Origin of the sequence: Streptomyces sp. NPDC085481 (genome assembly GCF_044541845.1) — a bacterium.
GTDB lineage: Bacteria > Actinomycetota > Actinomycetes > Streptomycetales > Streptomycetaceae > Streptomyces.
Window position 1 is genome coordinate 399,040 of record NZ_JBITTJ010000003.1, and the last position, 23,853, is coordinate 422,892.

General features: G+C 72.8%; 20 protein-coding genes. 6 read left to right on the top strand and 14 right to left on the bottom strand.

Features of this window, described 5'->3' with window-relative positions:
- Positions 1-3: 3 nt before the first annotated feature.
- Positions 4-552 (bottom strand): tripartite tricarboxylate transporter TctB family protein, encoded by a 549-nt coding sequence (locus ACIGEZ_RS10605; protein WP_399828535.1) that lies wholly within the window; start codon positions 550-552, stop codon positions 4-6.
- A complete protein-coding gene (locus ACIGEZ_RS10610; protein WP_399828537.1) occupies positions 549-1,532 on the bottom strand; it encodes a Bug family tripartite tricarboxylate transporter substrate binding protein in 984 nt (327 codons plus the stop codon). Before ACIGEZ_RS10610 ends, ACIGEZ_RS10605 begins: the two co-directional genes overlap by 4 nt.
- A gap of 131 nt (positions 1,533-1,663) precedes the next feature.
- Here ACIGEZ_RS10610 and ACIGEZ_RS10615 point away from each other — a divergent pair, with 131 nt between their 5' ends.
- Positions 1,664-2,338, top strand: a complete 675-nt coding sequence (locus ACIGEZ_RS10615; protein ID WP_399828539.1) for a response regulator — start codon at positions 1,664-1,666, stop codon at positions 2,336-2,338.
- A 166-nt stretch (positions 2,339-2,504) separates the two neighbouring features.
- Complete coding sequence (locus ACIGEZ_RS10620; protein ID WP_399828541.1) at positions 2,505-3,497, top strand: lytic polysaccharide monooxygenase; 993 nt, start codon at positions 2,505-2,507, stop codon at positions 3,495-3,497.
- Positions 3,498-3,536: 39 nt separating this feature from the next.
- On the opposite strand, the gene ACIGEZ_RS10625 is transcribed toward ACIGEZ_RS10620, so the two are convergent.
- From ACIGEZ_RS10625 to ACIGEZ_RS10635, 3 genes are all read right to left on the bottom strand, one after another.
- Positions 3,537-4,418: an esterase/lipase family protein gene (locus ACIGEZ_RS10625; RefSeq protein ID WP_399828544.1), complete on the bottom strand. Its 882-nt coding sequence runs from the start codon at positions 4,416-4,418 to the stop codon at positions 3,537-3,539.
- A gap of 189 nt (positions 4,419-4,607) precedes the next feature.
- The gene (locus ACIGEZ_RS10630; protein WP_399828546.1) at positions 4,608-5,567 is read right to left on the bottom strand and encodes a DNA polymerase thumb domain-containing protein; all 960 of its coding nucleotides are present in this window, start codon (positions 5,565-5,567) and stop codon (positions 4,608-4,610) included.
- A complete protein-coding gene (locus ACIGEZ_RS10635; protein ID WP_399828548.1) occupies positions 5,564-9,001 on the bottom strand; it encodes a DNA polymerase III subunit alpha in 3,438 nt (1,145 codons plus the stop codon). Before ACIGEZ_RS10635 ends, ACIGEZ_RS10630 begins: the two co-directional genes overlap by 4 nt.
- Before the next feature lie 143 nt (positions 9,002-9,144).
- Here ACIGEZ_RS10635 and ACIGEZ_RS10640 point away from each other — a divergent pair, with 143 nt between their 5' ends.
- Positions 9,145-10,185, top strand: a complete 1,041-nt coding sequence (locus ACIGEZ_RS10640; protein WP_399828551.1) for a DUF3533 domain-containing protein — start codon at positions 9,145-9,147, stop codon at positions 10,183-10,185.
- Between the two features lie 87 nt (positions 10,186-10,272).
- On the opposite strand, the gene ACIGEZ_RS10645 is transcribed toward ACIGEZ_RS10640, so the two are convergent.
- The 7 genes from ACIGEZ_RS10645 to ACIGEZ_RS10675 all read right to left on the bottom strand — a co-directional run bounded on the left by ACIGEZ_RS10645 (position 10,273) and on the right by ACIGEZ_RS10675 (position 17,820).
- Positions 10,273-11,172: a S1 family peptidase gene (locus ACIGEZ_RS10645; protein WP_399828553.1), complete on the bottom strand. Its 900-nt coding sequence runs from the start codon at positions 11,170-11,172 to the stop codon at positions 10,273-10,275.
- Between the two features lie 325 nt (positions 11,173-11,497).
- On the bottom strand, positions 11,498-12,310 hold the full coding sequence (locus ACIGEZ_RS10650) for a DUF1684 domain-containing protein (RefSeq protein ID WP_399828554.1): 813 nt from the start codon (positions 12,308-12,310) through the stop codon (positions 11,498-11,500).
- A 6-nt stretch (positions 12,311-12,316) separates the two neighbouring features.
- Positions 12,317-13,315: an ABC transporter substrate-binding protein gene (locus ACIGEZ_RS10655; RefSeq protein ID WP_399828556.1), complete on the bottom strand. Its 999-nt coding sequence runs from the start codon at positions 13,313-13,315 to the stop codon at positions 12,317-12,319.
- A gap of 74 nt (positions 13,316-13,389) precedes the next feature.
- Complete coding sequence (locus ACIGEZ_RS10660; protein ID WP_399828558.1) at positions 13,390-14,193, bottom strand: amino acid ABC transporter ATP-binding protein; 804 nt, start codon at positions 14,191-14,193, stop codon at positions 13,390-13,392.
- Positions 14,190-15,077, bottom strand: coding sequence for an amino acid ABC transporter permease (locus ACIGEZ_RS10665; RefSeq protein ID WP_399828561.1), 888 nt, complete (start codon positions 15,075-15,077; stop codon positions 14,190-14,192). The genes ACIGEZ_RS10660 and ACIGEZ_RS10665 overlap by 4 nt, the downstream gene beginning before the upstream one ends.
- 41 nt (positions 15,078-15,118) lie before the next feature.
- Positions 15,119-16,933 (bottom strand): FAD/NAD(P)-binding protein, encoded by a 1,815-nt coding sequence (locus ACIGEZ_RS10670; RefSeq protein ID WP_399828563.1) that lies wholly within the window; start codon positions 16,931-16,933, stop codon positions 15,119-15,121.
- A complete protein-coding gene (locus tag ACIGEZ_RS10675; protein WP_399828566.1) occupies positions 16,930-17,820 on the bottom strand; it encodes an amino acid ABC transporter permease in 891 nt (296 codons plus the stop codon). The genes ACIGEZ_RS10670 and ACIGEZ_RS10675 overlap by 4 nt, the downstream gene beginning before the upstream one ends.
- Positions 17,821-18,241: 421 nt before the next feature.
- Between ACIGEZ_RS10675 and ACIGEZ_RS10680 the strand changes: the two genes are divergently transcribed.
- Complete coding sequence (locus tag ACIGEZ_RS10680; protein ID WP_399828568.1) at positions 18,242-18,724, top strand: GNAT family N-acetyltransferase; 483 nt, start codon at positions 18,242-18,244, stop codon at positions 18,722-18,724.
- The gene (locus ACIGEZ_RS10685; RefSeq protein ID WP_399828570.1) at positions 18,721-19,674 is read left to right on the top strand and encodes an ABC transporter substrate-binding protein; all 954 of its coding nucleotides are present in this window, start codon (positions 18,721-18,723) and stop codon (positions 19,672-19,674) included. The genes ACIGEZ_RS10680 and ACIGEZ_RS10685 overlap by 4 nt, the downstream gene beginning before the upstream one ends.
- A 117-nt stretch (positions 19,675-19,791) precedes the next feature.
- On the opposite strand, the gene ACIGEZ_RS10690 is transcribed toward ACIGEZ_RS10685, so the two are convergent.
- Positions 19,792-21,036, bottom strand: coding sequence for a DUF5685 family protein (locus tag ACIGEZ_RS10690; RefSeq protein WP_399828572.1), 1,245 nt, complete (start codon positions 21,034-21,036; stop codon positions 19,792-19,794).
- A 321-nt stretch (positions 21,037-21,357) separates the two neighbouring features.
- Here ACIGEZ_RS10690 and ACIGEZ_RS10695 point away from each other — a divergent pair, with 321 nt between their 5' ends.
- A complete protein-coding gene (locus ACIGEZ_RS10695; protein WP_399828574.1) occupies positions 21,358-21,795 on the top strand; it encodes a cell division protein SepF in 438 nt (145 codons plus the stop codon).
- Here ACIGEZ_RS10695 and ACIGEZ_RS10700 read toward each other — a convergent pair.
- A complete protein-coding gene (locus tag ACIGEZ_RS10700; protein ID WP_399828577.1) occupies positions 21,782-23,467 on the bottom strand; it encodes an MFS transporter in 1,686 nt (561 codons plus the stop codon). The genes ACIGEZ_RS10695 and ACIGEZ_RS10700 overlap by 14 nt on opposite strands.
- Positions 23,468-23,853: the final 386 nt, after the last annotated feature.

Sequence of the window (23,853 nt, forward strand, 5' to 3'; positions counted from 1 at the left end):
GGGTCAGAGCACTCCCATCAGCGGGCCGCCGGGCAGCGGGACTCCGAGCAGGTGGTCGAAGACGAGGTACGTGAGGAGCGACAGCGCGGCCGCGATCAGCGGGTCGCGGTGGAGGTGGCGGCTGCCGAGGGCGTAGGCCGCGCCCCAGAAGAGCAGGGCGCCGGAGACGGGGAAGCCGGCCGGGCCGATGAGGACGGCGAAGCCGAGGAAGACGCCGGCGAGGAGGAGGACGGTGCGCCAGTCGGCGGGCTCGGACAGGTCGACGTCCTCGCCGCCCTCGGCCTCGCCGCGGCCGCCGCGCAGCACGTCGACCGCGAGGAGCACGGCGACGACCAGCAGGCCGGCGCCGACGACGAGGGGGACGGTGCGGGGGCCGACGGGGCCGCGCTGAGCGATGTCGACGGTCATGCCGAGGGCGTCGGTGAGGACGAGGACGCCGAGGACCAGGAGGATGAGGCTGACGCCGAGCTCGGAGTGCTCGCGCAGCCAGGACTTCTTCACGACGGTGTCGCCGTCGCCGACGGTCGTGATGTCGGTGTCGGTGTCGGTCACAGTCCCAGCTCCTTCAGTACCGAGCCGACCTGCTTGTCCTGATCGCCGAGGAAGGCGCCGAACTGCTCGCCGGGCAGGAAGGCGTCGTTCCAGCCGTGGGTCCTGAGGGACTCGCGCCACTCGGGCGAGCCGTGCAGCTCGGTGACGAGGGTGACGAGCTTGTCGCGCTCGGCGTCGGACAGGCCCGGCGGGGCGACGATCCCGCGCCAGTTGATGAACTCGGTGTCGAGGCCGGCCTCGCGCAGGGTGGGCGCGTCGAGTCCGGGGACGCGTTCGGCGCCCGTGACAGCGAGCAGGCGGAGCTCGCCGGCCTTGATCTGGTCGAGGTACTCGCCGACGCCCGAGACGCCGAAGGCGACCTTGTTCCCGAGGATCGAGGCGAGCAGCTCGCCGCCGCCGTCGAAGGGGACGTAGTTGACGCTCTTCGGGGCGATGCCGGCGGCCCGGGCCATCAGCATGGGGGCGAGGTGGTCGGGGCCGCCGGGCGAGGAGCCGCCGCCGACGGGCAGCTTGCCGGGGTCCTTCCGCCAGGCGGCGAGGAGGTCCTGAATGGTCCGGTACGGGGAGTCCTTGCCGACCACGACGATGTCCTGCTCCATGGTGAGCCGGGCGATCGGGGTGGTGTCGGCGAGGGTCTTCGGGGTCTTGTTGGTGTGCACGGCGCCGACCACCCCGAGGCCCATGGACATGGCGAGCCGGCCGTTGCCGTGCTCGCCGACGAGCCGGGTGAGGCCGACGGTGCCGCCCGCGCCCGGCAGGTTGAAGACCTCGATGTCGGTGGTGAGCCCCGCGTCCTCGGCGTTCTTGGCCGCGGTGCGGGCGGTGATGTCGTAGCCGCCGCCGGGCGTGTTGGGGACCATGAAGCGCAGGCCGGGTATCCGGGTGCCGGTGTCGGAGCCGCTGCCGGTGTCGAGCAGCGGCGGTCCCACGAGCACGAGGAGAGCCGCGCCGAGCAGGGCGAGGGGGGTGCGCAACCGCACGTGTGCCGCCTCTCGGTGGGTAGGGGTGGGGGTGTGAGGTGGCCCACATGTTGCCTGCGCGTTAAGAAGCTGTCTCGCTTCCGCAATCAACGGACGTTGTGGTCCTTGTGGTCGCGTCCTACGTTGTCCGCGTGACGAAGGTGCTGGTGGTCGACGACGACTTCATGGTGGCCAAGCTGCACTGCCGCTATGTGTCGGCGGTGCCGGGCTTCTCCGTCGTCGGCGTCGCGCACAGCGGCGCCGAGGCGCTGGCCGCCGCGGAGCGGCTCCGGCCGGATCTGGTGCTGCTCGACATCTTCCTGCCCGACATGGACGGGATCGCGGTGCTGCGCGAGCTGCGCGCGACGGGTCCGGCGGTGGACGCCCTGTTCATCACCGCGGCGCGGGACGCCGACACGATCCGCTCGGCGCTGCGCGCCGGGGCCCTGCACTATCTGATCAAGCCCTTCAACCAGGCCGCGCTGCAGGAGCAGCTGCGCCACGTGGCCTCCCTGCGCAGCCGCCTCGACGGGCTCGCCGCGGCGGAGGCCCGCCAGGAGGACGTCGACCGGATCTTCGGCGCCCGCCCGCGCGGCTCCCGCGAACTCCCCAAGGGCCTCGCGGCGCACACCGCGGAGCTGGTCGACTCGGTCCTGCGCGCCCACCCGGAGGGCCTGTCCGCGACGGAGTGCGCGGAGGCGGGCTCGCTGTCCCGGGTGAGCGCGCGGCGCTACCTGGAGTACTTCGCCGAGACCGGCCGCGCGGAGGTCACCCTGCGGTACGGCGGCACGGGCCGCCCGGAACGGCGCTACCGGCGGCTGGGCTGACTCCGGGGCCGCGGCGCGGTCCGTTCCTGAGCCCGTTCTTACCGCGACCTTAAAGCGGCCCTAAGGATCACCCCGTTCGGCTCTCCGGCGCCGTTTTCGCCGATGGGGAGGGCTAGTTTGCTGGGCAACCCCCCACACCCCACCCTCGTGAAGGAGTTGTCCCCCCATGACCTCACGCCGTACGGCCGCGGCCGTCGCCACCACCGCCGTGCTCGCCCTGTCCGGGCTCGCCGCCGCCCCCGCCTTCGCCCACGGGTCGATGACCGATCCGGTGAGCCGGGTCGCGGGGTGTTACGCGGAGGGGCCGGAGAGCCCGAAGTCGGCGGCGTGCAAGGCGGCGGTGGCCGCGGGCGGGACGCAGGCGTTCTACGACTGGAACGGGGTGAACATCGCGAACGCGGCCGGCAACCACCGCCAGTTGATCGCGGACGGGAAGCTGTGCAGCGCCGGCAACGACAAGTACCGCGGGCTCGACCTGGCGCGGGCGGACTGGCCGGCCAGCCGGATGGACTCCGGTGAGCACACCTTCCGTTACAAGGGGACGGCCCCGCACAAGGGCTCCTTCGAGCTCTACGTGACGAAGGACGGGTACGACCCGTCGAAGCCGCTCACCTGGTCGGACCTGGAGGAGAAGCCGTTCGCCAAGGTCACCGACCCGGGGATGCAGAACGGCGACTACGTGTTCAGGGGGACGGTGCCGAAGAAGTCGGGGCGCCACCTGATCTACTCGATCTGGCAGCGCTCCGATTCCCCCGAGGCCTTCTACACCTGCTCGGACGTGGTGTTCGGGCAGGACAGCGGCGGGGCAGCCCCGTCGACGGCCCCGAGTGCGCCCTCCGAGGAGCAGATCGAGGAGGGACGGGACCAGTCCTCGGTCGAGCACGCCGGGCACGGGGACGGCGACGCGGCGACCGGCGCCAAGGAGACCGCGGCGGCTCCGGCGACCACCTCCGCGGCGCCCGACCGGCCCGCGGCGAACGGCGCCGGGACCGGTACCGAGTCCGGCGCCGACGGCGCCGGCTCGGGTGTCGAGCTCGCCGAGACCGGTGGCGACGCCGCCACCCCGTACCTCGCGCTGGGCGGCGCCGCCGTCCTCGGTCTCGGCGCGACCGTGCTCTTCGCGACGGCCCGCCGCAGGTCGGCCGGGTCGCGCCGCTAGGAGGGCACAGCCGGCCTCCAGGAGGCCGGCTAGCCACGGCTAGCCGATCACGGAGAGGCAGGTGGTCGGGGTCGCCTGGGCCGGGTCGAGGGCGTTGTCCACCTCGTGGAAGACGATCCGGTCCACCGTCCCGATCGTCACGTGCTCGGACAGGTCGAGGGCGCACAGGTCCTGGAGCACGACGTTGGTCACGTTCGGCCCGGAGAGGAACCCGGAGCGGTACGGGGTGACGACCTCGTCGTACTTGGTCGCGATGACGTGGTAGCGGACGCCGGGGACGGTGTCGCCGCCCGCGTTGAGCTTGGTCAGGAGGGCGGAGCCGGCGATCTGGTCGGCGAGGCCGGGGGTGTGCTCGCTGATCAGGTCCTTGGCGCCGGGGAAGTACGGCAGGAGCTGGGTGAGGCCGTTCAGGGTGGTGCCGTGGTTGTCGGGGGCGATGCCGACGAGGGTGTTCACCTTCGCGGCCCCGCCGAGGAACTTCAGGTAGTAGCGGGGCATCATGCCGCCCTGCGAGTGGCCGACGAGGTCCGCCTCGGCGGCGCCGGTGGCGGCGAGGACCCGGTCGACGTACGCGTCGAGCTGTTCGGCGGACTTGTCGACGGGGCCGAGGCCGTGGAAGAACGGCACGTTCGGCAGCTGGCCGTAGTCGAGCGAGAAGACGCAGTACCCGCGGTTGACCAGGTACGGCGCGAGGCCCAGCCAGTTGTCGACGGCGTTGCCGAACGTGCCGTGGACGAGGACGACCGGGCGCGGGTGGGCGGCGGAGGGCTTGCAGGAGAAGTCGTTCCAGCCATGGTCGGTGGCGGAGGCGGTCTCGGCCTTGTCGGTGTCGGCCTGGGCGGCGGCGGTGGGGGCGAGGGTGGCGGCGGCGGTCAGCAGCAGTACGGACAGCGCTCTGACGACGTGCTTCCAGGGCAGCATCGGGCGATCTCCTTGCGGCTCAAGGGGATTGAGGGGTGCAGTACGCCCTGCGGTCCGGACCACAAGTGGGGATGCGCTTTCGCCAAATTACGCACGGGTAGCCTGCGGAGGGAAGTTACGCGTCGGTAAAAAGTCGCGTGTCGCTCCGAGCCGTCCGGGTCAGACCCCCGTCGCGCCGCTCCGTCCGGCTCAGGCGGCCAGCGAGCCGGGCAGTACCGCCCTCGGCCCGAACCTCGCCCGCGCCCGGTCCGCCACCGCCTCGATCCGCCGGGCCTTGTCGTCCGCCGGGTCGAAGGTCAGCTGGTGCGCGGCCCCTTCGGCCGGTCCGAGCCCCTCGGCGCGCAGCGCGATGCCGCGTACCCGGGCCCGCTGGAGCCCGAACGAGGCGTGGATCGTGTACGCGAGCGCGGTGAGCTCCGTCGAGTGGGCGGTCGGTTCGCGCAGCGTACGGTTCCGGCTGGACGTGCTCCGGTCCGCGTACCGCACGGTCACGGTCAGGGAGCGGCACACCTGCCGTTCCGTCCGCATCCGGGAGCCCAGCTCCTCGGTGAGCGAGAGCAGCGCCCTGCGGTGCGCGTCCTGGTCCAACTCGTCGTGCGGGAAGACTCGTTCGGCCGCCAGGGAGCTGGATGCCTCGCCGGGGACGACGGGGGTGCGGTCGATGCCCCGCGCCCGCTCCCACAGGTCGCGGCCTGCCTTCGCGCCGACCAGGCGCTGGAGCACGGCGAGCGGCGCGTCCGCGACCCGGCCGACGGAGTCGAGCCCGTAGCCGCAGAGGGTGCGGGCGGTGGCGCGGCCGACGCCGTCGAGGGCGACGACCGGCCGGTCCCGCAGGAAGGCCGCCGGGTCCTCGACGACCAGGGTGACGCCCGGCCGGGCCTCGCGGGCCGCCATCCGGGCCAGCATCGGGTTGGGTCCGGCGCCGATGACGCAGTCGACCCCGTACAGGGCGAGCGCCCTGACCCGGATCACCGAGGCCAGTTCGGCCGGGCTCCAGCCGAAGTAGCGCAGCGCGCCGCGCACGTCGGCGAGCGCCTCGCAGGGCGGGGCGGCCTCGACGACCGGGGTGAACTCGCCGAGCAGATCGAGGAGCCGGGGCAGCATCACCTCGTCCACGGGCTCCAGCCGGAACCGTACGCAAAGGATCATCCCGCGCTCCCCGGACTGCTGTGCCAGAGTTTCCGCGCCGGTGTCGCGGCGCCCTCGCCGGCCGGCTGGAGGTCGGCCCAGGGGTTCATCTCGTAGCCGGTGGACATCGTGATCCGGCGGCCGGAGTCACCGCTCCCCTCCGAGGGTTCGGGCCGTTCGGACAGCCGCTCGCCCACCGCCGCCAGGCCGCCCTCCGCCCGCAGTTCGATCAGGTCGGCGAGGTTCCAGGCGGCGGAGCCGACCACGCTGAGGCTGCGCGGGCCGCGGCGCTGCACCACGCCGCGGACGAGCAGCAGCCAGGAGTGGAAGACGGTGTGGGCGCAGCGCTCGTGGGAGTCGTCGAAGAAGGCGAGGTCGACCAGGCCGGTGCCGTCGTCGAGGGTGGTGAAGATGACCCGCTTGCCGGAGCGGATGGGCGGGGTCTGGGTGGCCGCCTTGGCGCCGGCGACCAGGACGGTCTGTCCGTGCGCGGCGGAGCGCAGCCGCTGGGCGGAGACCACGCCGAGTTCGCGCAGGAAGGCCTGGTGGTCGGCCATGAGGTGGCGGGAGGCGTCCATGCCGAGGATGCCGAGTTCGGCGCTGAGGCGTTCGGTCTCGTCGAGGTCGGGCAGGCCGACGGGGGCGGTCTTGCGGCCCTGGGCGAGCGGCAGTTGGCCGCCGTAGGAGGCGGCTCCGCGCTGGACGCGGTGGAGTTCGGTGAGGTGGAGCAGCAGGTCGCGCCGGTTGCCGCCGAACGCGTCGAGCGCGCCGACCTGGGCGAGCCGTTCGGCGACGGGCCTGCGCGGACGGGCCCGCTCCCAGAAGTCGAGCAGGGAGGCGTAGGGCTGTCCGGCCTCGATGCGGGTGCCCTCGGCCTCGCTGATGCCGTGGACGTCGGTGAGGCCGAGCCGGAGCCCCCACACCACAGGGGCGTCGGACACCAGTTCGATACGATGGGCGACCGCCGACCGGTTCACGTCGAGCGGCAGCACGGGCACCCCGCGCCGCCGGGCGTCCGCGAGCAGCAGCCGCTTCGGGTACATGCCGGGGTCGTGGGTGAGCAGCCCCGCGTAGAAGGCGGCCGGGTGGTGCGCCTTGAGCCAGGCCGACTGGTAGGTCGGCACGGCGAAGGCCACCGCGTGCGCCTTGCAGAAGCCGTACGAGCCGAAGGCCTCGACGATCTCCCAGGTACGGGCGACGACCTCGTCCTCGTACCCCCGCTTCCTCGCCCGCTCGGCGAACCAGGTCCTGATCCGCCCCTGCGACTCCGGGTGGGAGAGCCCGCGGCGCACCTGGTCGGCCTCGTCGCGGCCGCAGCCGGTCATGATGCTCACGATCTCGATGATCTGCTCGTGGAAGACGACGACGCCGTACGTCTCCTTCAGCGCCCCCTCCAGGTCGGGGTGCGGGTAGCGGACGGGCGCGCGGCCGTGCCGGGCCTCGATGAACGGGCGGACCATGTCGGCGGCGACCGGCCCGGGCCGGAAGAGCGAGATGTCGACGACGAGGTCGTGGAAGGTCGCGGGCTGGAGCCGGCCCACGAGGTCGCGCTGGCCGGGCGACTCGATCTGGAAGCAGCCCAGGGTCTCGGTGGAGCGGATCAGCCGGTACGTGTCGGGGTCGCCGGGCGGGATCGCGTCGATGTCCGGGCGGGTGCCGGTGGCGCGCTCGACCTCGGCGACGGCGTGCGCCATCGCGGACTGCATCCGTACCCCGAGGACGTCGAGCTTGAGCAGCCCGAGGTCCTCCACGTCCTCCTTGTCGAACTGCGCCATGGGCAGCTGCTCGCCACTGGTGGGGACGACGGGGGTACGGGTGAGCAGCGAGGCGTCGGAGAGGAGCACGCCGCAGGGGTGCATGGCGATGCCGCGGGGCAGCGCGTCGAGGGCCTCGACCAGCTCCCAGAACCTGCCGTGGCGCTGGAGTTCGCCCTTGAGTTCGCGGAGCTCGGGCAGTTCTTCGAGGGCGGCGCGGGCGTCCCTGGCCCGGATGTGCGGGAAGGCCTTGGCGATCCGGTCGGTCCGGGCCGGGTCCATGGACAGGGCGGCGCCGACGTCCCGTACCGCGTGGCGGACCCGGTAGGTCTCGGGCATGGCGACGGTGACGACCCGTTCGGCGCCGAAGCGGCCGAGGATCGCCCGGTAGACCTCCAGGCGGCGGGCGGACTCCACGTCGATGTCGATGTCGGGCAGGGCGGTGCGGCGTTTGGACAGGAAGCGCTCCATCAGCAGGCCGTGCTCGACGGGGTCGGCGTGGGCGATGCCGAGGAGGTGGTTGACGAGGGAACCGGCGCCGGAGCCGCGGGCGGCCACCCGGATGCCCATCTCCCGCACGTCGTCCACGACCTGGGCGACCGTCAGGAAGTAGCTGGCGAAGCCGTGGTGGGCGATGATGTCCAGCTCGCGGTGCATCCGGTCCCAGTAGTCCCGCCGCTTCTCATACCCCTTCAGGACCAGTCCTGCGGCGGCCCGGGAGGCGAGCACGCGCTGGGCGGTGCGGTGGGCGGCGCCCACGAGGTACGGCTCCGGGAAGTGGGCGGAGCCCATGCCGAGGTCGTCCTCGGGGTCGACCAGGCACGCGGCGGCGACGTCCTCGGTCCGCTCGACGAGCCGGTGCGCGGCGTCGCGGCGGAAGCCGGCGGCCTCGACGATCCGCTCGGCGGCGGCCAGCATGTCGTCGGCGCCCTTGAGCCAGGCCTGGCCGCTGTCGAGCCCCGCACGGGGGTCGACGGGCACGAGCCGGCGGGCGGAGTCGAGGACGTCGGCGACGGGGCCCTGGCCGGGGTCGGCGTACCGGACCTCGTTGCCGAGCACGGGCCGGACGCCCTGTTCGGCGGCGAATCCGACGGTACGGGCGGCGAGCCGCAGCGAGCCGGGCCCGGTGCCGGTGCGCCCGTGGTGGACGACCTCCAGACACAGGGCGTCCCCGTACCGCTCGCGCCAGGGCACCAGGAGTCGCGCGGCGCGGTCCGGCCGGCCGGCGGCGAGGGCGCGCCCGACGTCGGAGTCGGCGCCGAGCAGGACGAAGAGCCCGTCGCCCTGGTGGGCCGCCCAGGGCAGCACGGGCCTGCCCTCCCCCGCGTGGGCGTGGGCGGCGGTGATGAGCGCGCAGAGCCCGGCCCAGCCGGTGCGGGAGCGGGCGAGGAAGACGGCCCGGGGCGCGGACTCGTCCACGAAGGCACCGCCGCGCACGGGCGTCCGGCGCGCGGAGGTCGGCCCGTCACCGGAGGGGGCGGACACCGGCGCGTAGGCCAGGTCGGCGCCGAACAGCGGGCGCACCCCCGCCTTCACGCAGGCCTTGGCGAAGCGGATCGTGCCCGCGACGGTGTCGCGGTCGGTGAGGGCGAGGGCGTCCATGCCCCGTTCGGCGGCGCGCTCGGCCAGCCGGGCGGGGTGCGAGGCGCCGTAGCGCAGGGAGAAGCCAGACGCGGTGTGCAGATGCGTGAACCCCGGCATGCGTCACACACCTCCCGCATCAAATTCGTACGTACGTTCCCACCCCCTCATCCCCACCCTAGCGCACTTTCGAACGTCCGTGCGATAACCCGTTCGGACCGGTCCCACCTGCACGGACACCGACCGCCCCCGAGCGTGGGGGCATGAGTCTCGTCGACGAACTGAAGAGCGCCGTCAGCCCCCGAGCAGCCCTGCTGGTCCTCGGCGTCCTCGCCCTCCAGCTCCTGTTCATCACCTCGTACGTGGGGGCCCTGCACAACCCGAAGCCGACGGACGTCCCCTTCGGGGTGGTCGCCCCCCAGCAGGTCTCCACCGCCCTCGTGGGCCGGCTGGAGCAGCTGCCCGGCGAACCGCTCGACCCGCGGACGGTCGCGAGCGCGGAGGACGCCCGCGACCAGATCCTGAACCGGGACATCGACGGGGCCCTGATCGTCGACCCGAGGGGCCGCACCGACACCCTGCTCGTCGCCTCCGGCGGCGGCACCGTGCTCTCCTCCACCCTGGAGAAGACGTTCACGCAGCTGGAGGCGGCCAACCAGCGCACCGTGCGCACCGTCGACGTGGCCCCGGCCTCCCCGCAGGACTTCGACGGTCTTTCCGCCTTCTACCTGGTCGTCGGCTGGTGCGTCGGCGGCTACATCTGCGCCGCGATCCTCGCGATCAGCGCGGGCTCCCGACCCGCCAACCCGGAGCGGGCGATCATCCGGCTGGGGGTGCTCGCGCTCTACTCGGTGCTCGGCGGCCTCGGCGGCGCGATCATCGTCGGCCCGATCCTGGGCGCCCTGCCCGGCAGCGTCGCCGCCCTGTGGGGCCTGGGCACCCTGGTCGTCTTCGCGGTCGGCGCGGCCACGCTGGCCCTGCAGTCGGTCTTCGGGATCGTGGGCATCGGCCTGGCGATCCTGCTGATCGTCGTCGCCGGAAATCCCAGCGCGGGCGGCGCCTTCCCGCTGCCGATGCTGCCGCCGTTCTGGAAGGCGATCGGCCCGGCCCTGCCGCCGGGCGCGGGCACCTGGGCGGCGCGCTCGATCGCGTACTTCAAGGGCAACGACATGACCGGCTCGATGCTGGTCCTGGCCGCCTGGGCGGTGGTCGGCGGCGCCGTCACCCTGGTGATGGCCTCGCTCAGGCCCAAGCAGGAGGCGGAGCCGATCGCACAGGAGGCGGGCCGGCAGGGGGCGCACTAGGGGTGTGCACCGGCAAGGGTCCCCCGGCCGGTGTGCGGCCGGGGGACCTCGGCGGTGCTCATCGCGCCCGGAGCCGGGCGGGGTCGGCTAGTAGACGCTGACCCCGTACGCGCTCAGCGCCTCCGTCACGGGCTGGAAGAACGTGGTGCCGCCCGAGGTGCAGTTGCCGCTGCCGCCCGAGGTGAGGCCGATGGCGCGGCTGCCGGAGTAGAGCGGGCCGCCGGAGTCGCCGGGCTCGGCGCAGACGTTGGTCTGGATCATGCCGTAGACGATGTCGCCGCCGCCGTAGTTCACGGTCGCGTTGAGGCCGGTGACCGTGCCGCTGTGGGTGCCGGTGGTGGAGCCGCGGCGGGTGACGGACATGCCGACGGTGGCGTTGGCGGCACTGGTGATGTCGACGCTGCCGACCGAGCCGGACTTGGTCACCGAGCTGTTGGTGTAGCGCACGATGCCGTAGTCGTTGGTCGGGAAGCTCGATCCGGCCGTGGAGCCGAGGACCGTGGTGTGGCCGGAGTTGGACCACCAGGTGCCCGCGCCGTCGGTGCAGTGGCCGGCGGTGAGGAAGTAGTAGTTGCCCGCGCTGTCCTTGACGTTGAAGCCCAGCGAGCAGCGCCAGCTGCTCGCGTAGATGGCGTCGCCGCCGGAGATGAGCTTGTTGAACCTGCCGGCGGTGCGCTCGATGCGCAGCGCGCCCGCGTTGGCGCCGGCCTGGCGCTTGATCTCGGCTATCTCGGCCTGGGAGACGGTGGAGTCGGCGGTGACGACCACCGTCTTCGTGGCCGGGTCGACACGCCAGGCGGTGCCGGCGACGTCCGCGGCGAGTACGGCGTCGCCCGCGGCGGCGAGCTGGGTGGCGCTGAAGGTGCCCGCCGAGGCGGCGGAGTCGGCGTTCGCGGTGGGGACGGCGATCGCCGCGGCGGCGGCGAGACCGGTCACGACGGCGAGCATCCGGATGTTTCTCGTGGGGGTGGTGCGCTTGATCCTCACTTCTCGTTCCTCCAGAGGGGAATCGGGGGCCCGAAGTGGGGTTGACGGGCCCGTGAGGCGCGGCCCTGGGCCGGCGCTGTGGGGGAGTCTCGGGCCGTACGGCTTTCCGCCGCAAGGGCGGCTTTCGGCCGTACAACTCTCAACTGTCGTACCTAGCACGGCAGTTGACAGAGATCGCATGACGTGTCCCTGACATCAACCTGCTGTCGGTGATACTGGCGCAGCCGAACCGGAACGCACAAGACCGCCCACGGATCCGCGCACGACGAGACGGCGCGGACCCACCGGTCCGCGCCGTCTCCAGGTCGATCCCGTCAGGCCTCGATCAGGCCTCGATCAGCCGCCGCTCCCCCGCTGCCACCGCGGTGTCCAGCGTGTTGCCCGGCGGCGGGAACGGGCAGATGAAATGCGCCGCGAACGCGCACGGGGGCAGCAGCGCCCGGTTGAGGTCCACCGTCACCGAGCCGTCCGCCGCCGGGGCGGCGGGGCGCAGGAAGCGGAAGCGGTAACTGCCGTGGCCGCTGGTGGTGTCCGCGAAGACCGCCCACAGCGTGCCGTCGTCCTCGACCGCCACCTGGAGGCTGCGCTCGGCGCCGTGCAGGTCGAAGATCAGCTCCCCGGCGAGGCCGAGCCCGCGCTCCTTGCCGTCCGCGTTCTCCACCTGGACGTGGCGGTCCTCGGCGTACGGCCGGAACACCCCCGGCCGCACCCACGCCTCGTCGTACGGGGTGGCCTCGATGCCCTTGAAGGCCCGCCGCCCCGCGGACTCGGGGTCGAAGTCCCGTACCGCCCACTCCCCTTCGCGGCGCAGCACGACAAGGCGCCGCCCGCCCGACTCCACCCGGGACTCGTGGATCGGGACGTGGTCGGCGGTGAGCCGGACGCTGCCGATCAGGGGCTTGTCGTCGACCGTGACCGCGTCCTCGGCGCCCGCCGTGAGGACCACCTCGTCGCCCTCGGCCCGCCACTGCCCGGGAACGGCCGGAATTCGCCCCTCCGGGAAGTCCGAGAGCCAGTAGGTACCCGTCAGCGAGAGCGGACCGTACGACGAGGAGACCGCCGCCGTGCGCTGCTCGTGCCAGTGCTGCCAGTCCTGCCGGGCGTCGCTCTGCGCGTCCCGTGCTGCATCCGTGCTCATGGTGTCTCACCTTTCCACAGGTCGGTTCTCGGTACGGGGCAGGCCGGGCGGGTTGATCTCCGACCTGGTCACGGCCTCGCTGCTCAGCCCCCAGCGCTCCAGGACCTGGGCGTAGGTGCCGTTGTCGATGACGTGGTCCAGCGCGGCGGCGTAGGCCTCGACGAGGCCGCTGTCCTTCTTCGTGGTGGCGGCGATCTTGCCCTGGAGGCCGGCCCCGGCCCCCGAGAACTTGCCGACGATCTCGGTCTGCCCGGCGGCGGCGACGTGGTAGGCGGCGCTCGGGTTCGGGCCGAGGTAGGCGTCGATGCGGCCGGACTGGAGGGCCAGGTAGTAGTCGGAGACGTTCTGGAAGTACGTGATCTCCACCGGCTTGCGGCCGGCCTTCTCGTTCTCCTTGCTCCAGTCCACCAGGATCTTCTCCTGGTTGGTGCCGGAGCCGACCGCGACGGTCTTCCCCGCCACGTCGGCAGGCCCCTTCACCTTCCAGCCGGAGCCCTTCTTCGCCTCGAAGGCCAGGTCGTCGAGGCGGTAGGTGGCGAAGTCGTACTTGTCCTTGCGCTCCTCGGTCACCGTGACGTTGGAGAAGACGCCGTCGAACTTGCCGCTGTCGAGGCCGACGAAGAGGTTCTCCCAGGAGACCGCGTGGAACTGCGGCTTCAGGCCGAGGGTGTCGGTGACGAGCGTGGCGAGGTCGAGCTCGACGCCGATCAGGGTTCTGTCGTCGGTCGCGTAGAAGCCGAGCGGCGGGGCGCTGCCGGTGGAGACGCCGAGGGAGAGCGTGCCGCGCTTGCGCACCGCCTCGGGGACCTTGGCGGCGATCGCGTCGACCTTGGCGGTGTGGATGCGCTTCTGGTCCGGGCCGAGGTCGATCGCGGCGCCCGCGCCCTTCTGCCCCTTGGGCGTGACCTGTTCGGTGGCTGCGCCACCGGCGCCGCATGCGGTGAGCAGCCCGAGGGCGGTGAGCGCGGCGATGCCGGCGGCGAGCGGACGGCGGCGTACGGACATGAGCGGACTCCTTGACGAACGGCGGGACGGAGGTACGGAGGTACGGCGGGTAGGGCGGGTAAGGGGGTTCGGGGTCAGAGGACCTTGGAGAGGAAGGCGCGGGTGCGCTCGTGCCGGGGGCTCTCCAGGACCTCCGCGGGCGTGCCCTGCTCGACGATCCGCCCCTCGTCCATGAAGACGACGGTGTCGGCGACCTCGCGGGCGAAGCCGATCTCGTGGGTGACGACGATCATGGTGGTGCCGGAGGCGGCCAGGTCCCTGATGACGTCGAGGACCTCGCCGACCAGCTCCGGGTCGAGGGCGGAGGTCGGCTCGTCGAAGAGCAGCAGGCTCGGTTCGAGGGCGAGCGCGCGGGCGATGGCGACCCGCTGCTGCTGGCCGCCGGACAGCTGCTTGGGGTAGGCGCGGGCCTTGTCGGCGAGCCCCACCCGTTCGAGCAGCTGCAGGGCCGCGGCCTCCGCGTCCTTGCGGGGGCGCTTGAGGGCGGAGACCGGCGCCTCGGTGATGTTGTCCAGGACGGTGAGGTGCGGGAAGAGATGGAAGTTCTGGAAGACGAAGCCGATCCGGGTGCGCTGCCTGAGGATCTCGCGCTCGCGCAGCTCGTACAGCCGGTCACCGGAGCGGCGGTAGCCGACCAGGGTGCCGTCGACGCTGACGGAGCCGCTGTCGACCTTCTCCAGGTGGTTGATGGTCCGCAGCAGCGTGGACTTGCCCGACCCGGAGGGGCCCAGGATCACGGTGACCTCGCCGGCCCGGACGTCGAGGTCGATGCCGCGCAGCACCTCGAGCGGGCCGAAGCTCTTGCGTACGGCGCGGACGCGGACCTTGAGGTCGGTGGTGCCGGGCTCGACGGTGGCGGTGACGGTGACGGTGCTCATCGGGTGCTCCCCTTCGCGTAGTGGCGTTCGACGTAGTGCTGGACGACGGAGAGCGCCGTGGTGAGCAGGACGTACCAGGCGGTGGCGACCATCAGGAGCGGCACGACCCGCCCGTTGCGGCCGTAGACGACCTGGACCTGGTAGAAGAGCTCGCCGATCGCCATGACGGAGACGATCGAGGTGCCCTTGAAGAGCGAGATGATCTCGTTGGCGGCGTTGGGCAGGATCGAGCGCATCGCCTGCGGCAGCACGATCCGCCGCAGCTGACGCAGCCGCGGGATGCCGAGGGCGGCCGCGGCCTCCAGCTGTCCGCCGTCCACGGCGAGGACGCCGCCGCGGACGATCTCGGCCGCGTACGCCGCCTGGTGCAGCGCGAGCCCGAGGACGGCCGCGCTCATCGCCCCGACCAGGCCCATGGTGTCGAAGGACCACAGGCTCGGGCCGAAGGGGATGCCGAGGCTCAACTCCTTGTAGAGGTACGCCAGGTTGAACCAGAAGAGCAGCTGGACGATGAGCGGGATCGAGCGGAAGGCCCAGATGTAGCCGAAGGAGACCGCCCTGAGGAACCGGCTCGCGGACAGCCGCATGAAGGCGAGCACGATGCCGAGGGCGAAGCCGAGGGCGGTGCCGTGGAAGGTCAGCTGGAGGGTGACCCAGACGGCCTTGAGGATCGCGTCGGCGGTGACGTAGTCGGCGAAGACGCCCCACTCCCAGCCGGGGTTGGTGACCAGGCCGTGCAGGAACTGGGCGAGGACGACGACGGTGGCGACGATCGCGACCCAGCGCCAGGGGTGCCGTACGGGCACGACTTTCGACGTGGCGGAGTCGTCGGCGGTTGCTTTCGCCCGGGCGAGGTCGACGGGCGGATCACTGGTGAGAGACATGGCGGTACCTCGGAGGGAGGAGAGGGGCGTGCGGACGGGACCTAGACGCTCAGCGGCGCCGGACAGGACAGGTCGCGCAGCAGCGCGAGCGCGGTCCGCGCGGTCCGGTCGTTCTGCCGGAAGGCGAAGCCGCCCGTACGCGGCCGGGTGAAGGCGCCGCCGGCCCGGGCGGTGGTGTGCGGGCCGAGTGCGAAGCGCCGCGGATGCGCACGTCCGTCGCGCCCGAGGACCCGGCCGTCGTCGGGGTCGACCGCGAGCAGCCCGGCGTCGGTGGCCCGGGCGCCCTCCTCGTACAGCGCGCGGAGCAGCGGGCTGCCGGTGTGCTCCAGGGTGGGGTCGGGCAGCCGGGCCTCGACCAGGGCGCGGGCCTCGGTCCACCGGCCCGGCAGGCTGGTGGAGGAGGCCCGGAAGACGCCCCGCCCCTCGTCGGTCTCGACGGTGAGGCCGGCACCGAGGAAGCGGACGACGCCGGCGTCGGCGAGGGCGAGCAGCTGCCGCAGCCGGGGCCCGGGCGGCCCGGAGGCGAGGAAGCTGAAGAAGCCGTGCCACCAGTTGCCGGGGTCGCCGATGTCGCCGAACCGCAGGAGCTGCCCGTAGACGGAGAGCAGTGCGCCGAAGACGGCCAGGTCGGAGCTGTGAGCGGGGTCGTGGCGGCGGTCGAGGTCGTCGGCGATGTGGCGGCGCAGGCCCTCCTGGAGCAGGTCGGCGGTGGCGTAGCGCACTCCGGTGAGCGGGTGGTCGAGGGCGTCGAGGTCGAGCCGGTCGGCGGGGTCCGGGACGGCGGCGGCGACCAGGGCGCCGAGTTCGGGGCTGCGCGGGGCGGCGGCCGTGTACGTCTCCTCGAAGTCGCTCCAGGCCATGGCGGTCCGCTCGGGGTGCGCGGCGAACAGCCGGTGGTAGTGGGCCCAGCCGAGTTCCTTGTCGACGAGCGGCCACACGTCGCGGCGGAAGTCGACCGGTCCGGTGCCGGCGAGCAGCGCGTCGACCTGGGCCGGCCCGAAGAAGCGGGGCAGCGGGGGCGCTTCGCCGTCGAACTCGTACCCGATCTTGGAGTGGTACGGGACGCCCCGCCGCGATCCGACGTGGAGCACCGGCTCGCGGCCGGACGGCAGGTAGACGAGCCGGCCGTCGTCCCCTTCCTCGTACCGTCCGCCCCGCCCCTCGGTGAGCAGCACCATGAGGTCGACGAACGCGAGCCCGAAACCGCGGACCAGGACGGGTTCACCGGCCCGCAGCGCGGACAGGTCGGAGTCGGCGGTGAAGTCCGGCGGCAGGTGGGCCAGGCCGTGGCGGGCGGCGAAGGCGGCCAGCTCCCGCTGGCGTTCGTCGGGGTGGGCGTCGAGGTGGCCGAGGGCGAGGACCACGAGGTCGGCGGTGAGCGGCACGGCGTGCCCGGCCAGCCAGACCCGCTGCCGCCCCTCGCGCGGGCCGGTGACGCGCAGCGCGGTGGTGGGGTGCTCATGGACGGTGACCGAGGGCGGCAGGGCGGCACGCGCCTGTTCGTAGACCCAGCGCAGATAGGCGCCCTGCCGGGACCGGCTGGGGAAGGTGCGGCCGTCGATCCCCGCCCATTCGGCGAGGGTGGGTCCGGGCCGTACGGGCCCGTCGATCCGCACGGTCTCGTCGGTGAACATGGTGACGTCCTCGGCCTGGGAGTTCATCCAGAGCAGCGGGGACTGCGCGGTGCGCCAGATGCGGCCGCCGCCGGGCGGGTGGGGGTCGACGAGGTGGAGGTCGAGGGGCTCGTCCCCGTACAGCTCGGGCAGGTTGGCGGCGAGCCGTTCCAGGAAGCCGGTGCCGCGGGGTCCGGCGCCGATGACGACCACGGACCGGCGGGCGGTGTGCGTCTCGCTCATCGGGCACCGGCCGTGCCGCGTGCGTAGTACCGCTCGACGTAGTGCTGTCCGACGCTGAGGACGGAGGTGACGAGGACGTACCAGACGGTGGCGACCAGGAGCAGCGGGATGACCTGGTAGGTGCGGTGGTAGACGAGCTGCACGGAGTAGAGCAGGTCCTGCACGGCGATGACGGAGACGATCGAGGTGCCCTTGAGGGTGCCGATGAGCATGTTCCCGGCGGGCGGCACGATCGCGCGCATGGCCTGCGGCAGCACGATCCGGGTGAGCCGGCGGCCGCGGCCGAGGCCGAGGGACTGGGCGGCCTCGATCTGGCCCCGGTCGACGGAGAGGATGCCGCCGCGGACGACCTCGGCGGCGTAGGCGGCCTCGTGGAGGGTGAGACCGACGACGGCGACGGCGACGGGGCCGAGCAGGTTGACCGTGTGGACGCCGAGGATCGTCGGGTAGAGGGCGCCGATGTTGAACCAGAACAGCAGCTGGACCAGGATCGGCGTGGAGCGGAAGAACCACACGTAACCCCAGCCGACCGCGCGCAGCACGGGGTTGGCGGAGAGCCGGAAGACCGCGAGGACGGTGCCGAGGACGAAGCCGAGGACCATGACGACGGCGGTCAGCCACAGGGTGAGGCCGAGTCCGCGCAGCACGGAGGTGGAGGTGAAGTAGTCGCCGACCACGTCCCACTGGAACGCCTTGTTGGTGACGACGGAGAAGAGACCGAGCGCGACGAGGACGACGACGGCGCCGGCGGCCGTCCACTGGCCGGTGCGGCGGGCGGGGACGATGCGGAGCACCGGTCCGGCCGCGGGATCGGCCGCGGCGTCCGGTGTCCTGCCGGGCTTGCCGGGCTTGCCGGGCTTGCCGAGGGTGACGACGGGTGCGGACATGAGGAAGGCTCCGTGGATGCCAGAGACGGATCGAACACGGGAGTGCGCCTTCACACGCGGTGAGCCGCGGACCGAGCCCCTCAGCAACGGGCCGCGCCTTCAACGTAGTCGGCGTGTACGGAGTGCTGTCAAGTCCGTCCGGAGTGTGAGCCGTACGTCTCATCACGGTTGACGGGGAAACGGATGCCTGTTCCACTTGGGCCATGCATCCGCAGCAGTGGCTGGTCACGCGCTCCCACATCGACCTCGGTCGTGTGTGGTCCTCTTCCTGTTGAGCCGACCCCCTGCTTCGCCCTGCCCGCGTGCTGTTGTCCCGCGGCGCCTTCACCTCCGTACGCCCGTGAGTGCCTGAGCTCGACTCCCCTCGCTCTGCCCCGCGTTCCGTCCTGGCTTCTCCCTGCCTTCGTCCCGAAGGACATCCATGACCTCGTCCGCGTTGTCCGTGCACCGGACCACGACCACCGACCCCTTGGCGCGCCCGCTCCTCGACGAGCTGGCGTACGAGTACACGACCCGGTACGGCTCCTCGGAGGACCTGAGCCGCTATCCGGCGCAGGAGTTCGCCCCGCCGCAGGGAGCGTTTCTGCTGCTCCTGGAGCAGGGGCGGCCCGTGGCGGGCGGTGCCTACCGCCGTTACGACGAGCACACCGCCGAACTGAAGCGGATCTGGACCCACTCCGCGCACCGAAGACGCGGCCTGGCCCGCCGGGTCCTGACCGTCCTGGAACGGGAGGCCACCGACCGCGGCTACACCCGGATCTACCTGACCACCGGTCCGCGTCAGCCCGAGGCCAAGGGCCTCTACCTGGCGACCGGATACCGCCCCCTCTTCGACGTCGGCGCCGAGCCCGAGTCGCTCGGTCTGCTGCCGTTCGAGAAGCATCTGGAGACCCCGAAGCCATGAGCACGAAGCGCAACACCGCCGTTCTCGCCCTGATCACCGCGGCCGCTCTCGCCTCGCTCACGGCCTGCGGCTCGGGCGACCCGGTCACCGGCCCCGCCCGCGCGGCGGGGCCGAACAGCAGCGCGATCCCGACGGCCGACGTCGTCTCGGCCGTCACCAAGGACGAGGCGGCGGCGAGGCTGCTGCCCGCCGGCGTACGGCAGCGGGGCACGCTCACCCTCGCCCAGGCGACCGGCAGCCTGCCCGGGGCGGCCTTCCTGCCCGACGGGAGGACGCTGGTCGGCGCCGACGTGGACATCGCGCAGGCGGTCGCCAAGGTGCTCGGCCTGGAGCTGAAGCAGGAGATCATCAGCTGGGAGGCGATCCTGCCGGCCCTGGACAGCGGCAAGTACGACCTGGGCACCGGCAACTTCGGGGTGACCGAGGAGCGCCGGAGGACCATCGACTTCGTCACGTACATCAACGACGGCCAGGGCTTCGCGACCAGGTCGGACAGCAAGCTGGGCAAGGTCACCGACCTCACCCGGCTGTGCGGCCTGAACGTGGCGACCGGCGGCGGCACCACCTTCGAGACGACCCTGGAGAAGAACCGGGCCCGGTGCGCCGCCGCCGGCAAGAAGCCCTACACGGTGCAGAGCTTCAGCGACAACGCCGCGCAGTGGATGTCCCTCCAGCAGGGCCGCAGCGACGTCCTGATGAGCACGGTCAACGGGCTGCGGTACGCCGTGACGCGGCAGGAGAACGTGAAGTTCCTGAACGAGTACCGGCGGCTCGACGTGGGCTTCGCCTTCAAGAAGGGCACCCCGCTGGCCCCCGCGTTCCAGGCGGCGGTGAACCGGCTGAAGGCCGACGGCGCGTACGACCGGATCCTCAGGAAGTGGGGCCTGACCGACTCGGCGATCGCGAGCTCCCGCATCTCGCCGCCGGAGATCCCCGCGCCGGCGAAGTGACGGCGGCGCGCGTCGAGGGCCGTGGTCCGACGGGCCGTGGGTCCGACGGGCCGTGGGTCCGACGGGCCGTGGGTCCGACGGGCCGTGGGTCCGACGGGCCGTGGGTCCGACGGGCCGTCAGCAGCCGTCGCAGGGGCAGCAGCAGTCGCAACCGCTGCAGTCGCAGTTGCCGTCGCAGTCCCGGCAGCAGCCCTCGCGCTTCTTCCGGGACCAGGGGCCCTCGTACTCCTTGGCGCAGCAGATCTGGCAGGTGCAGAACAGCCAGGTGAAGGCGGCGCACCCGGCGAGGAAGCCGCGCGGCTTGGGCTGCTGCGGGCCGCCGGCACCGAACTGCGGCGGCATCCCGCCCGGCCCCCCGGGCCCCCAGGATCCGCCGGGTCCGCCCGGCCCACCGCCCGGCCCCTTCGCGAAGGGATCGCCCGTCCCGTACGGGCTCTGCCGGGCGTACGGATTGCCCGGCACCGGCCCGTACGGCTGCCCCGGCCCGGGCGCCCCGTGCGAGCAGCTCGTCGTGCCGAAGGCGCGGTCGACCGAGGCCCGCAGCTCGTGCGCGAGGAGCCGGTGGGCGAGCCGCCCGTCGGCGAACTCGGCGTCCCGCAGGGCGAGGCGGATGCCGTGCAGCGCGTCGTCCGCGAGCCGGCGGGCCTCCTCCCGCGAGGTGCCGGTCGCGGTGAGCGGGTTCCAGGAGCCCGCGGCGGCGTCGGCGGCCTGGTCCTCGACGGCGTCCAGGAGGTGGGCGAGACGCCCGAAGAGCCGGCCCGCCTCGGCGAGGGGCGCCGTGTTCTGCGGCCGGCCGGCGAGCACCGCGGTGTGCGCGAAGGCGGCGGCGGTCGCCGTCTCGGTCGGCTCGGTGACGGTGAGCAGCGGGGTGCCGGGGCCGGCCAGCGCCTCGATGCCGGTCTGCCGGTCGACGGCGTCGACCAGGACGGCGGTGTCGAAGCCGAGCGCCCGGCCGGTGCGGGCGCCGGCCCGGTCCCAGGAGCGGGCGACCCGGCGGGCCGCGGCGGCCACCGGCCTGCGGGCCAACAGGCCGTCGCGGTCGGCGACGTGGTCGCGCACCTTCGCGGAGGCGAGCACCAGCGACACGGCGGCGGCGAGCCGGGCGCCCTCGCCGCGGGCGACGGGCGCGGTGCGCATCGCCCGCAGCGGGCAGGGGCCCGCGGTGCGGCGGCCGGCATCGGTGCGGCCGGTCTGAGCTTCCGTCAGAACCGAGACGATCAGGCCGTCGTAGTTGGTGACGACCCGGGCGAGCTGTCCGTGGTCGGCGCGAAGTGCCAGGCAGAGGCCACAGAGATGGGCCATCCACTCGGCCTTGAGGCCTTCGGTGAGACGGTGCGTGCAGGGCCTGACGATTCCGAACAAGACACTCCCCCGTGAGCGTGCGCGCTGGGCCGCGCGGATGTGCGGGGCATCGTATCGACGGGGCCCGTTCACCCGTACGCCCCTATCGTCACCCTTCCGGCCCGACTTTCATATTTTAACTTGCACGCCTCCGTCCAACCCCCCGTCAGCCCCCGCATACCGCAAGATCTCTGACGAATCGCCAGTTTTCGACCCTCACGTTCTGCACCAGTACCGTTACGAAACCCCTGCGCGCCGACTATCCACTTGGCGCGCGATCCGCATCATGGACGACGATAGGGATTGCGGAACCACGAGTGACCGCGCTGAAAGGAGGCGTCCATGGGATCGGTGCGCAAGGCCAGTGCCTGGCTGGGACTCGTCGAGGACAACGACGAGCGTTACTACGACGACGAGTACGCCGACGGTGGCGAGAGCAACGGCGACGCCTGGGTGACGGACCCGCGGGTGCGGGTGGCGTCCGACACGGCGCACGAGCAGGGCCGTCGGATCGCCACCGTCTCCCCCGACGGGTTCCGGGACGCCCGGGGCATCGGCGAGCTGTTCCGGGAGGGTGTCCCGGTGATCGTGAACCTGACCGCCATGGAGCCGAACGACGCCAAGCGCGTGGTCGACTTCGCGGCCGGTCTCGCCTTCGGTCTGCGCGGCTCGATCGAGCGGGTGGCCACCCGGGTCTTCCTGCTGACCCCGGCCGACACGCAGATCGTCAGCGGGGAGTCCGCCGGGCGTTCGCAGGACGGTTTCTTCAACCAGAGCTGAGCGGGGCGGCCGGCTCGGCCGGTTCGCGCGTGGCGGGCACCCGCAGGGTGCCGGCCGGCCGCTCCTGCGGCAGCGGGGAGTGCGGAGCCGGGACCGTCCGTTCCGTCTCGGGATCCGGCTCCGCCGGGCACTCCATGACCCGAGGCAGCCGCAGCGCCATCAGCGCGCCGAGCAGCAGCAGCCCGGCGCTCACGAACAGGGTCACGTGCAGGCCGTTCACGAAGGCGTGCCGGGCGGCCTGGTGCAGCGCGTCGCCCGCCGTGCCGCCGAGCCGGCCGGCGACCTGGTAGGCCTCGCCCAGCGAGTTCGCGGCGGCCCTGGCCGCCTCGGCCGGCACCCCGGGCACCCCGCTCAGGCCGGGTGCGTACGCCGCGTTCATCACGCTGCCGAGCAGGGCGATGCCCATGCCGGCGCCGAGCTGGTACGAGGTCTCGCCGATGGCCGCGGCCCCGCCGGCGCTCTCCGGCGGCGCCTCGCTGAGCATCGACTCGTACGCCGAGAAGAGCGTGGTCTGCAGCCCGAAGCCCAGCAGCACGAAGCCGGCGGTGAGCAGCAGCGGCCGGTCGTGCTGCCCCATGAGGACGAGCAGCAGCACCGCCGCGGCGGTGAGCACGAAGCCCCAGCCGACCATGCGGCGCGGCCCGAGCCTGCGCAGGGTGTACGAGCCGGTGGCGCCCGCGGCCATCGCGGCGAAGGTCAGCGGGAGCAGCCGCAGGCCGGTCTCCAGGGGGCTGAGGCCGAGCACCAGCTGGAGGTACTGGACGGCGATCAGCTCCAGGCCGACCAGGGCCAGCATGGCGAGCACGATGCAGCCGACCGAGGTGGTGAAGGCCGCCCGGGAGAACAGCTTCATGTCGATCAGCGGGTGGGCGCGCCGTCGCTGCCGCCGCACGAAGAGGACCAGCAGCGCGGCGCCGATCAGCAGCGGGGCCGCGGTGGGCAGGGCGAGCACGGGGTCGCCGGCGCCGAGCCGCTTGACGCCGAGGACGGCGCCGAGCACTCCGGCGGCGGCCATGAGCGCGCCGAGCACGTCCCAGGGCCCGTCGCCGCGGCCCTTCGACTCGGGCAGCAGCCAGCGGCCGACCGGCAGGATCAGCGCCATCAGGGGGATGTTGATCAGGAAGACCGAGCCCCACCAGTAGTGCTCGACCAGGAAGCCGCCGAGCACCGGCCCGGTGGCGGCGCCGACGGCGGCGACGGCCGTCCAGATGCCGATGGCGGTGGCGCGCTCGCGCCGGTCGGGGAAGACGGCGCGGAGGATGGAGAGCGTCGCGGGCATGATCATCGCGCCGCCGACCCCGAGCAGGGCCCGGGCGCCGATCAGGACCTCGGGGACGGTGGCGAGCGCGGCGACCGCCGAGGCGATGCCGAACAGCGCGTAACCGAGCAGCAGCACCCGTCTGCGGCCGACCCGGTCGCCCAGCGTGCCGAAGAGGATCAGCAGCGAGGCGCAGATCAGCGGGTAGGCGTCGACGATCCACAGCAGCGCGGTGGAGCTCGGGCGCAGGTCCTCGGTGAGGGAGGGGACGGCGACGTGCAGCACGGTCGCGTCGAGCGCGACGAGCAGCAGACTGACGCAGAGGACGACGAGGACGACCCAGCGGTTGACGCCGCGGTCGGCACCGCGGCGGGTGACACCCGACCGGGCTCCGGCCGTGATCGTCCGCGACATGTACGTACCTCCCAGTGAAGCCCTCGCGCTCGGCGGGCACCTGCCGGGGAGCGGCCCCGGGGCGGCCCGGCATCGACGGGCGAGTGAGCCGTCAGCGTACGCGAGTTCAAGGCCCGAGCGCGTGGTGCAGCTCTCACCCCGGCGGGCCGCACGGTGTGGCGTACGCCACTCGACGCGGGCCGCGTGTCGCATGGAATTGCGTACGGACAGCCGTTTGCCGAATTCCGCGCGGACACAAACAGACTTCCGGAAACGCGCCCACGACAATAGGGCGGAAGGTCATCGGATTTTCCGACGGATGACGGGAACAAACGCGCGGCTGAGAGCAACTCCACATCACATCGTCATCACGAAGGCACCGGAACGACCAAGGTCGCTACTCACTC